This is a genomic window from Pseudomonas chlororaphis, assembly GCF_001921865.1.
Taxonomy (GTDB): domain Bacteria; phylum Pseudomonadota; class Gammaproteobacteria; order Pseudomonadales; family Pseudomonadaceae; genus Aquipseudomonas; species Aquipseudomonas chlororaphis_D.
In genome coordinates, this window is sequence record NZ_MSCT01000003.1 from 1 (window position 1) to 9,214 (window position 9,214).

11 protein-coding genes and 1 pseudogene are annotated in these 9,214 nt (G+C 66.5%); 1 reads left to right on the forward strand and 11 read right to left on the reverse strand.

All coding sequences use genetic code 11. The annotated features are described in order from the left end of the window. Positions 1 to 88: 88 nt before the first annotated feature. Positions 89 to 529, reverse strand: coding sequence for an excinuclease (locus BTN82_RS01915; RefSeq protein WP_075117498.1), 441 nt, complete (start codon positions 527 to 529; stop codon positions 89 to 91). A gap of 236 nt (positions 530 to 765) precedes the next feature. Between BTN82_RS01915 and BTN82_RS01920 the strand changes: the two genes are divergently transcribed. Then, entirely contained in the window at positions 766 to 1,149 is a 384-nt protein-coding gene (locus BTN82_RS01920; RefSeq protein ID WP_075117499.1) for a type II toxin-antitoxin system PemK/MazF family toxin, read from the forward strand. 273 nt (positions 1,150 to 1,422) lie between these two features. On the opposite strand, the gene BTN82_RS01925 is transcribed toward BTN82_RS01920, so the two are convergent. The 10 genes and pseudogenes from BTN82_RS01925 to BTN82_RS01970 form a co-directional block, all read right to left on the reverse strand. Next, positions 1,423 to 1,869: an excinuclease gene (locus tag BTN82_RS01925; RefSeq protein WP_075117500.1), complete on the reverse strand. Its 447-nt coding sequence runs from the start codon at positions 1,867 to 1,869 to the stop codon at positions 1,423 to 1,425. A gap of 65 nt (positions 1,870 to 1,934) precedes the next feature. Continuing rightward, positions 1,935 to 2,381 carry a hypothetical protein gene (locus BTN82_RS01930; protein WP_075117501.1) on the reverse strand — a complete coding sequence of 149 codons (447 nt, stop codon included), beginning with the start codon at positions 2,379 to 2,381 and terminating at the stop codon, positions 1,935 to 1,937. Between the two features lie 22 nt (positions 2,382 to 2,403). Further along, positions 2,404 to 3,633, reverse strand: a complete 1,230-nt coding sequence (locus BTN82_RS01935; protein ID WP_075117502.1) for a beta-ketoacyl-ACP synthase — start codon at positions 3,631 to 3,633, stop codon at positions 2,404 to 2,406. Beyond that, a complete protein-coding gene (fabG, locus tag BTN82_RS01940; RefSeq protein ID WP_075117503.1) occupies positions 3,633 to 4,361 on the reverse strand; it encodes a 3-oxoacyl-ACP reductase FabG in 729 nt (242 codons plus the stop codon). Before fabG ends, BTN82_RS01935 begins: the two co-directional genes overlap by 1 nt. Then, a complete protein-coding gene (locus BTN82_RS01945) occupies positions 4,358 to 4,831 on the reverse strand; it encodes a hotdog family protein (protein ID WP_075117504.1) in 474 nt (157 codons plus the stop codon). The genes fabG and BTN82_RS01945 overlap by 4 nt, the downstream gene beginning before the upstream one ends. After that, the gene (locus tag BTN82_RS01950; RefSeq protein ID WP_075117505.1) at positions 4,828 to 6,024 is read right to left on the reverse strand and encodes a beta-ketoacyl-[acyl-carrier-protein] synthase family protein; all 1,197 of its coding nucleotides are present in this window, start codon (positions 6,022 to 6,024) and stop codon (positions 4,828 to 4,830) included. The genes BTN82_RS01945 and BTN82_RS01950 overlap by 4 nt, the downstream gene beginning before the upstream one ends. Beyond that, a complete protein-coding gene (locus tag BTN82_RS01955; protein WP_075117506.1) occupies positions 6,021 to 6,506 on the reverse strand; it encodes a DUF3261 domain-containing protein in 486 nt (161 codons plus the stop codon). The genes BTN82_RS01950 and BTN82_RS01955 overlap by 4 nt, the downstream gene beginning before the upstream one ends. Beyond that, complete coding sequence (locus BTN82_RS01960; RefSeq protein WP_075117507.1) at positions 6,503 to 7,249, reverse strand: class I SAM-dependent methyltransferase; 747 nt, start codon at positions 7,247 to 7,249, stop codon at positions 6,503 to 6,505. The genes BTN82_RS01955 and BTN82_RS01960 overlap by 4 nt, the downstream gene beginning before the upstream one ends. Then, the gene (locus tag BTN82_RS01965; RefSeq protein ID WP_075117508.1) at positions 7,246 to 8,493 is read right to left on the reverse strand and encodes an NAD(P)/FAD-dependent oxidoreductase; all 1,248 of its coding nucleotides are present in this window, start codon (positions 8,491 to 8,493) and stop codon (positions 7,246 to 7,248) included. The genes BTN82_RS01960 and BTN82_RS01965 overlap by 4 nt, the downstream gene beginning before the upstream one ends. Beyond that, positions 8,480 to 9,214 (reverse strand): annotated as a pseudogene (locus tag BTN82_RS01970) (sodium:proton antiporter); the annotation flags it as partial. The pseudogene BTN82_RS01970 and the gene BTN82_RS01965, both read right to left, overlap by 14 nt.

A 9,214-nucleotide genomic window follows, 5' to 3' on the forward strand; every position in this document is an offset into this window, starting at 1 on the left:
GCGCAACGTACCGACCAGCGCTCGCCCATGGCCAAGGCCTTTGTCGAGCTGCTGACCCGCAAGGTCGAGCCTTCGTTGTAGGGGCTGCCTACTGCAAACGCACCAGGTCGCCACGCAACGCCACGCCGGCCATCAGCACCCCGGCGTGGCATTCGTAGGTGTTCAAATCCTTGCGCACATGGTGCTTGTAGTAACTGACGATATTGATCACGGCGTTGGCGCCCACCCGTTTGGCGGCGTCTTGCAAGGCAATCAGCGTGGATTGCACCACCCATTCGCAGGCATCGTTGTCGCTCTTGTTGAAGCCGTTGGTTTTGCGGTTGCTGGCCACGTCCGTCAGCAGCACCTGGACCACCTTGCCGTCGGGGTCGTTGCCCGCCAGGTAGAACTTCACGCTGCCGTCCAGGCGCCCGGCGCGGATCGCGTCGGACACCACCTTCTCGAACGGCATGTACAACAGGTTGGTCGCCTGGCTGGCGCTGGGCAGGAGGGTGAACAGGGTGGCGGCAATCAGGGCTTTGACTTGCATGGTCGTCTCCTTGACGGGAAAGGAGAACCGCGATCATCCAGCCGCCCGTGCACCTTGAACCCACACCGTGACGGTCGCTTCGCAGTTCGCCCGGGCGCTCTCGCAAATGCCCGGTTCTGCGAGTGTAGACGGGGAAGCGAGCGGGGCGCGGGCGTTGGACATCTTGGGTAACGGATCGGGTTTGATCATCCGCAGGAGCATTGCGCAGACTGAAGTTCTTTGCGCGAGTGCCACGGATGTCACTTCACTATCAGCCCAGGGAGGGCAGTGTCCTGATCTGTGACTTCAGAGGTTATGAAGTTCCCGAGATGGTCAAGGTCAGGCCCGTAGTCGTCATCCGCAGGCACAGGAGCAACCGGCATCTGGTGACGGTCGTGCCCTTGAGCACCACGGCGCCGGACGTGGTCCTGGGGCACCATCTGCAACTTGCCAATCGCCTTCAGGGACGAGCCTGTGTCTGCTGGGCGAAATGCGACATGCTCGCTACCGTCAGCCTGCCGCGACTGGATCGGATCAAGCGTAAAGACCGTCAGGGCCGACGCGTTTACGAAATCTTGCAACTTACCGACGAAGAGTTCGCTGCCATCAAAGCCGCGGTACGCAAGGCCTTGGGGATCTGATACCGGCTTTTCTCGGGGCCAGGGCAGTTGGCCACGGTTGCCGGACGGGAGGTTTCGAGCAAGACTGGCCCAGTACCCGAAAGGGACTTGTGAGACTCTGAGGATCCTGGGCAACCAGCCATCGCAGAGCCGGACAGGCATAGCGCGATGACAAGCCAGCCTGTTTGTGAAAGGGCGCCGAAAGGCGCCCTTTGTCGTTTCCAGCTCGCATCGCGATGCAGGGGAATTTACCCGCCTCTGTAGGCGCGAGCTTGCTCGCGACAGGGCGTCGCCTTATTGCACCTTCGCCAGGTCGCCGCGCAGGGCGACGCCGGCGATCAACGCGCCGGCGTGGCACTCGTAGGTTTTCGGGTCCTTGCGCTCGTTGCTCTTGTAGAAGCTGGCGATGTCGGTCACGGCGTTGGCGCCGACTTTCTTCGCCGCCTGGTGCAGGGTGATCAGCGCCGATTGCAGGGCCCATTCGCAGGCTGCTTCGTCGCTCTTGTTGAAGGCGTTGGTCTTCTTGTTGGTGACCGCGCCGGGGCTGACCACCGTGACCTGGCCGCTCGGCTTGTTGCCCGCCAGGTAGAACTTCACGCTGCCGTCGATCTTGCCGGTGCTGATGGCCTCGGCGACCACCTTGTCGAATGGCAGGTTCAGCGTGGTGTCGCGGGCCTGGCTGACGCCGGGCAGGGTGCAGAACAGCAGGGTGGCGGCCGCGGCCAGGGTCTTCAAGCGCATGGTGGTCTCCTTGACGTAGAAAAGGGCAATGCGCTGCCGCGGGCCGGGCCCGGGCAGCGAGCGAATCAGTTAGGCGCGGGAATCGCCTGGGCCGAGCCGGACAGTTGTTGCGCGGTCCGCTCGTTCTGGTTGTCCTTCAGCTCGCGCAGGATGCCCTTGTCCAGCAGGCGCACCCAGCGGATGTAGTTCTTGTGGATCTTGCCGTCCTTGTAGTCCATGCCGCGGCTGTCGCGGTAGAGGATCTTGTAGTGCGTCGGCGCGTACTGGATGTCGATTTCCACGTGGTACTGCTCGCGCACGGTGATCTCGGCCTGGATCAGCTCCGGGCTGATGCGTTGCACGGTCCATTTGCGTGCGACCAGGTTTTTCAGGATCGCCTGTTTCATTTCCTCGTGGTCGGCGTGGATGGTCGCCGGGACGACCCGGGTCGGGGTGTACATGCGTTTGCTGGTACACGAGACGGTGGTCAACAGCGCCAGGGCGATCAGGGTTGCGCGAAGCAGGGAAGACATTCCATTTTCTCCAGGGGTAACGTCATTGAGGCCAGCGGCGGAAAATCAGCGAAGTGTTGACGCCGCCAAAGGCAAAGTTGTTGTTCATCACGTAGTCGCAGCTCATCTGCCGGAATTCGCCGCGCAGGTAGTCCAGCTCGCCGCAGGCCGGGTCCACGCTGTCGAGGTTGAGGGTGTGCACGTAGAGGTCGCGGTTGAGCATCTCGATGCTGAACCACGACTCCAGCGCGCCGCAGGCCCCGAGGGTATGGCCGAGGAAGCTCTTCTGCGAACTGATGGGCATGCGGCTGCCGAACAGGCTGCTGGTGGCCAGGGTTTCGGCGATGTCGCCCTGTTCCGTGGCGGTGCCGTGGCCGTTGACGTAGCCGATGGCGGCGGGGGCAAGACCGGCGTCTTCCAGGGCCAGTTCCATGGCCCGGCGCATGGTGGCCTGCTCCGGGCGGGTGGTGTGCTGGCCGTCGGCGTTGCTGCCGAAACCGACGAGCTCGGCATGGATGCGCGCGCCGCGGGCCAGGGCGTGTTCCAGTTCTTCGAGCACCAGCATGCCGCCGCCTTCGCCGATCACCAGGCCGTCGCGGCCGCTATCGTAAGGGCGCGGGCTGGTGTGCGGGGCGTCGTTCTTCAGGCTGGTGGCGTAGAGCGCATCGAACACCATGGCTTCGGTCGGGCACAGCTCTTCGGCGCCGCCGGCGAGCATCAGCGGCAGGCGGCCGAACTTGATCGCCTCGTAGGCGTAGCCGATGCCCTGGCTGCCGCTGGTGCAGGCGCTGGAGGTCGGGATCAGCCGGCCGGTGAGGCCGAAGAAGATGCTGATATTGGCCGCGGTGGTGTGCGGCATCATGCGCACGTAGGAGTTGGCGTTGAGGCCTTCGGCCACCGAGTTCAGCAGCATGTTGCCGAAGGCCTTGATCTCGTCGGTGCTGCCGGTGGACGAGCCGCAGGCCACGCCCATGCGCCCGTCCTTGATCGACGGATCGCCCAGCAGCCCGGCATCGGCCAGCGCCTGTTCGGCGGCGCCCACGGCGAGCCGCGAGACCCGGCCCATGCTGCGCAGCTGCTTGCGGGTCCAGTGGCCCGGCACCTTGAAGTCGTCGATGGGGCCGGCCAGGCGGGTGTTGAGTTCGCTGAAGCGGTCCCACTCGTCCATCCGGCGGATGCCGCTGCGGTTGGCGCCGAAGTTGCCGGCGATGGTGGGCCAGTCGCTGCCCAGTGAGGTGATGCCGGCCATGCCGGTGACGACCACGCGTTTCATCAGCACAGGCCTCCGTTGACCGCCAGCACCTGGCGGGTGATATAGCCGGCCTCGGCGGACATCAGGAAGTTCACCGCGCCGGCGACTTCTTCCGGGGTGCCCATGCGCTGGGCCGGGATCATTTTCAGTAGCTCGTCCACCGGCACGTTCTCGTCGAGCATCGCGGTGTCGATCAGCCCCGGCGCCACGCAGTTGACGGTGATCTTGCGTTTGCCCAGCTCGATGGCCAGGGCCTTGGCGGCACCGATCAGGCCGGCCTTGGAAGCGCTGTAGTTGACCTGGCCGCGGTTGCCGATCAGCCCGGAGACCGAGGTGATGCAGACGATGCGCCCGGCGGCGCGGCGGCGGATCATCGGCATCATCACCGGGTGCAGCACGTTGTAGAAACCGTCGAGGTTGGTGCGCAGCACGGTGTCCCAGTCGTCTTCGCCCAAGGCCGGGAAGGCGCCGTCGCGGGTCAGGCCGGCATTGAGGACCACGCCGTAGTAGGCGCCGTGGGTTTCCACGTCGGCTTCGAGAATGGCCTTGCAACTGGCGCGGTCGGCCACGTCGAATTGCAGGATGCGCGCCGAGCGCCCGAGCGCCTCGACCTCGGCCTGCACGGCTTCGGCCTCGCCGCGGCCAGTGCGGCAATGCAGGATCAGGTCATGGCCGGCCTGGGCCAGGCGCAGGGCGATGGCGCGGCCGATACCACGGCTGGAGCCGGTGACCAGTACGGATTCAGTCATGGCTGGATTCCTGTTGTCGGAGCGGGTGATTCGTTCAGGTAGCTGTCCGCCTGGGGCGGACGGAAGACGTTGAGGCGGGCCACGGCGTGGATGCCGGGGCCGCTCAGGTGGCACTCGAAGACGCCCATGCCGCTGTCGTCCTGCAAGGAGCGCAGGGCGTGGATGTGCAGCTCGCTGCCGGCCGGGAAGTGTTCCACATTGCATTCGAATTTGCGCGTGCCGAGCAGGAACCCGAGTTCCACGGGCTGGCCGTCCTGGCGTGCGTGGCACCCGGCGTAGGCGGCGACGCTCTGGGCCATCAGCTCGACGCCGACCCAGGCCGGCAGGCTGCCGTCGGCGCGGTTGAACAGGCCACCGGGCCTGACGGTGAGGCGGGTGCGGATCTGCTCTTCGTCGAACGCCAGGACCTGATCGATGAGGATCATGTCGCCAGCGTGGGGCAGCAGTTCGGCGAGCGGCCAGTCAATCATGGGGCGTCTCCGATAATCAGGCTGACGTTGTTGCCGCCGAAGGCGAAGGAGTTGCTCATCAGGCAGCGCGGGGCGTGTCGTTCCAGGCGCGTGCTGGCGTCGACCCAGCGCAGCGGCGGCAGCGCGGGGTCGGCCTGGGTGTCCCAGACATGGGGCGGCAGGGCGTGGGCGCTGTTGTCGGCGCACAGGCTCAGCCAGCAGAACGCCGCTTCCAGGGCACCGGCGGCGCCCAGGGTGTGGCCGCTCATGGGTTTGGTCGACGAGCAGGGCACGCCGTGCGGGAACAGTTGCTCGACCGCCAGGCTTTCCATGGCATCGTTGTGCGCGGTGGCGGTGCCGTGCAGGTTCAGGTAACCGATCTGCCCGGCTTGCAGGCCGGCGCTGCGCAGGGCCTTCTGCATCGCTTGCAGGGCGCCGCGGCCGCTGGGTTCGGGCGCGGAAATATGGTGCGCGTCGGAGCTGGCGCCGGCGCCCAGCAGGGCGATCGGTTGCGTGCCGAGGCGTTCTTTGCTCATCAGGAACAGCACCGCCGCTTCGCCGATATTGATGCCGTCGCGGTTGACCGAGAACGGATTGCAGCGCTGCCCGGAGACCGCTTCCAGAGACGAGAAACCGTTGAGGGTCAGCTTGCACAGGCTGTCGACGCCGCCGCACAGCACCGCGTCGCACAGGCCCAGGTCGAGCAGGCGCCGGGCGCTCATCAGGGCGCGGGCGCTGGAGGTGCAGGCGGTGGAAATCACGTAGGTCGGGCCGCTCAGGTCGAGCCAGTCGGCGAGAAAGGTCGCCGGCGCGCCGAGCTCCTGCTGCCGGTAGTCGTAATCGGCGGGGAAGCGCTGGTCGCGCAGGTAATGGGCGATCCCGCGGCTGGCCTCGTCGATGCCCGAGGTGCTGGTGCCGAGGACGATGCCGATGCGGCCGCGGCCGTGGCGGGCGATGGCCTGGTCGATGTCGTCGCGGATCTGCAGGGCGGCTTCCAGCAGCAATTGGTTGTTGCGGCTGCTCTGTTGCGCCAGCGGCGCCGGAAGGCTCGCCAGCGGCCCCTGGACGGCGGCCACCGGTACGCTGCGCTCCGGCACCCAGCCGGCTTCGACGCGCATGCCGGAACAGTCGCCGGCAAACAGGCTGCGGGCTACTTGCCGCTTGTCGCGGCCCAGGGCGCAAATCACCCCGAGGGCGTTCAGGTAGGCCGTCATGGGGCGGTCTCGGCGGTCAGCGGGTTGATGCGGTAGTGCAGGCCTTCAGGCAGGTCCAGCTGGAAATCCAGGGGCTGCCGGTAATGGACCTGCCAGCGCGGCGCGAGGCTGCGCCCGGCGTCCTGTTGCCGGGCGTCGGGGTAGTTGGCGCGCAGTTCGCCCGCGGGCGTCAGGGCGAACAGCAGCGCGGCGAACAGCTCGCGGGCCTCCGGGTTCGGCGGCAGCAGGCCGTCGGCCTGCCAGCGGCGGTCGATCAATTGCTGGCGCGCCAGGGGAATGCCCAGCGGGTCGATCAGCGACCAGCGGATGCCCGGCCCTTCGGCCTGGATCACCAGCAGCCAGTCCTGGCGCTGCCCGGCCTGCTGGCGCTCGACGTGCAGTTGCAACGGCAGGGCCAGGCTCGGGGTTTTCTCGGGCAGCGGCGGCTGGCTGGCGCAGGCGCCGAGCAACAGCAGGCAACCGACGAGCAGGGCACGGATCATCCGGCGACACCTTCTTGCAGGGGTTTGCGAGCGACCACGTTGACCAGGGTTTCTTCGCGCTGGCCAAAGGGTTTCGGGCGGCGCAGGCCGAAGCGTTCGAGCAGTCCGAAGTCCTTGGCGCGGCTCCACCACAGGTAGGGATAAGACAGGTTTCGCGGGCCGAATTCAAAGCCCTGCCGTCGGATCATGTCCAGGTACTGCGCGGCGCTTTTCTGCACATGCATCGGGTGGCGGAACAGCCAGCGGATGACCCAGGTGTCGATGTAGGCTTCGGTGGACTCGGCGAACAGCAGGTAACCGCCGGGCTTGAGCACGCGGTAGAACTCGGCGAGGGCTTTTTCCTGTTCCACCAGATGGTGAAAGGTCTGGTGGCAGAACAGCAGGTCGACGCTGGCGTCCGCCACGTCCAGGGTCGCGCAGTCGCTGCCGATCAGCTCGACCTGCAGGCCCTGGCGCTCGGCTTCCTCGGCGCTGAGCCTGAGGCTGTGGGGGTCGGCGTCGAGGCCGATCAGGCGCTGCGGGGCGAACGCCTGGCGCAGGTACTGGAACGACTTGCCCTGGCCGCAGCCGGCATCGAGCAGCACCGGGTTGGCCGGCGGTTCGCGGTCGAACAAACCGCGCAGGTCGTTGATCGCTACCCGCAGCACATGGTGCTGCCAGGTATGGCTGCGCAGGAACCAGAAACCGAAGCGGGTTTCCTCGACGTAGCTGGGGCTCAGGTACTGTGGCTGGGTCTCGTTCATGGGGCCTCCGTGGCGCAGATTTCCGACAGCATGCGCAGCCGCCGCTTGGGTTCGCTGACGAACGGGTTACGTTCGTCCCAGGCGTAGCCGGCGAGAATCGAGCTGATCATCCGGCGGATCTCCGGCGAGCTGCCCGGGTGGTAGATCACGTCCTGGAAGGTGCCGGCGTACCAGCCCTCGACATAGCAGCGGAAGGTGTCGACGCCGCGCTTGAGGGGCCGCGCGAATTCGCTCTCCCAGTCGACGCTTTTGCCTTGCAACTGTCGGTGCAGCACGGCGGCGGCCATGCTGGCCGAACGCATGGCGATGGTCACCCCGGAGGAGAACACCGGGTCGAGGAACTCCGCGGCATTGCCCAGCAGGGCGAAGCCCGGGCCGTGCAGGGTCTTGACGTTGGCCGAGTAGCCGCCGATGGTCCGCGCCGGGGTGTCCCAGACGGCGTTGCGCAAGACCTTGGCCAGGCTCGGGGCCTCGTCGATGAAACCGCGCAGGCAGGCGTCCAGGTCGTCGCCGCGCCCGGCGAAATGCTCCTTGGCCGCGACCACGCCGATCGAGCAGCGGCCGTTGCTGAACGGGATGGTCCAGAACCAGATATCGCGGTGTGTCGGGTGCGTGGTGATGAGGATCTTTTCCCGCTCGAAGCCCGGGCTGTCGATGCGGTCTTCGATATGGGTGAACACCGCCTGGCGCACCGGGAAGTTCGACGGCGCCTCCAGGTCCAGCAGGCGTGGCAGTACGCGGCCGTAGCCGCTGGCGTCGAGGACGAACGCCGCCTCCACGCCGTACTGGCTGCCGTCTTCGCGCAGCACCTGCAATCGCGGTTTGGCCGGGGAGAAATCGGCGCTGACGACGGCCTCGCCGTAACGCACTTCAACCCCTTGCAGGGCGGCCTGCTCGGCCAGCAGCTGGTCGAAGTCGGCGCGCTGGACCTGGAAGGTAGTGGGCTTGCCCTCGCTGAAAGTGTCGCCGAAATCGAAGGCGCTGTAGCGCTCGCCCCAGGCGAAGGCGGCACCGTTCTTCACTTGGAAACCGGCGGCGTTGACGGCGTCGAGCATGCCGGCTTCCTCGACGAAATCCAGGCAGTGGGACAGCAGGCTTTCGCCGATGGAGAACCGCGGGAAATGCTGGCGTTCGACGATCAGCACGTCGTGGCCCTTGCCCTTGAGCAGCGCAGCGGCGATGGCGCCCGATGGGCCGGCGCCAATCACCACGACCTGGCGGCGTTCCATTTCAACTGTTGGCACTGGGGCTCCTTGCCGGTTCGGCGATGTTCAGATTCAGAGGGACCAAAGGTGTTCGGTGCAGCCCGGCCAGCGCCGGCAGCAAGGTGGCGATCAACCCCATGAGCATCAGCGCGAAGTACAGCGCCGGGCTGATCAGCTGTTGTTGCAGCAGCAGGTTGAGAAAGACGATCTCGCTCAACCCGCGAATGTTCAGCAGCAGGCTTTCCCGCCAGCGGCTGGCGCCCTTGAAGGAGGCGCCGGCCCAGCCCAGGCCGAGCCAGTTGCCGAGCAGCTTGCTGGCGATCGGCAACAGCAGCAAGGCGCCCAGCTGTACCCAGCCGAGGCTGCCCATGGCGCTGTGCACGTCGATCTGCACGATGCCGAAAGTGAGGATCAGCGGGATCGCGACGACGTTCTGCAAACGATTCATCCAGGCTGCCTGTAACGGCAGCACCAGCGGTACCTTGAGTGCCGCCATGCACAGCAAGTAGCCGATGCCGAAAATCAGCGCATTGAGCTTGTAGTGCTCGGCCACCATCAGCAGGCCGAAGAAACCCAGGCTGTGCAGCAACGGTTGGCGCAGGCCGAGGCCGCGCAACAGCAGCGGCAGGCAGGCCCCGGCCAGCGGCAGCAGTAGGCTGCTCAGGTGCAGGCTGCCCTGGGCGATGCCGAACAGGGTCCAGCAACAGAGGTCGATGAGGATCGCCGTCTGTACCAGGCGCCGGGTGGCCAGCGGCGGGTA

Coding starts and splice junctions, on each gene's coding strand:
- BTN82_RS01925 (WP_075117500.1), bottom strand. CDS start 1,869: ATGCGCTTGAAGACCCTGGCCGCGGCCGCCACCCTGCTGTTCTGCACC.
- BTN82_RS01945 (WP_075117504.1), bottom strand. CDS start 4,831: ATGATTGACTGGCCGCTCGCCGAACTGCTGCCCCACGCTGGCGACATG.
- BTN82_RS01950 (WP_075117505.1), bottom strand. CDS start 6,024: ATGACGGCCTACCTGAACGCCCTCGGGGTGATTTGCGCCCTGGGCCGC.
- BTN82_RS01955 (WP_075117506.1), bottom strand. CDS start 6,506: ATGATCCGTGCCCTGCTCGTCGGTTGCCTGCTGTTGCTCGGCGCCTGC.
- BTN82_RS01930 (WP_075117501.1), bottom strand. CDS start 2,381: ATGTCTTCCCTGCTTCGCGCAACCCTGATCGCCCTGGCGCTGTTGACC.
- fabG (WP_075117503.1), bottom strand. CDS start 4,361: ATGACTGAATCCGTACTGGTCACCGGCTCCAGCCGTGGTATCGGCCGC.
- BTN82_RS01920 (WP_075117499.1), top strand. CDS start 766: ATGTCACTTCACTATCAGCCCAGGGAGGGCAGTGTCCTGATCTGTGAC.
- BTN82_RS01935 (WP_075117502.1), bottom strand. CDS start 3,633: ATGAAACGCGTGGTCGTCACCGGCATGGCCGGCATCACCTCACTGGGC.
- BTN82_RS01915 (WP_075117498.1), bottom strand. CDS start 529: ATGCAAGTCAAAGCCCTGATTGCCGCCACCCTGTTCACCCTCCTGCCC.
- BTN82_RS01960 (WP_075117507.1), bottom strand. CDS start 7,249: ATGAACGAGACCCAGCCACAGTACCTGAGCCCCAGCTACGTCGAGGAA.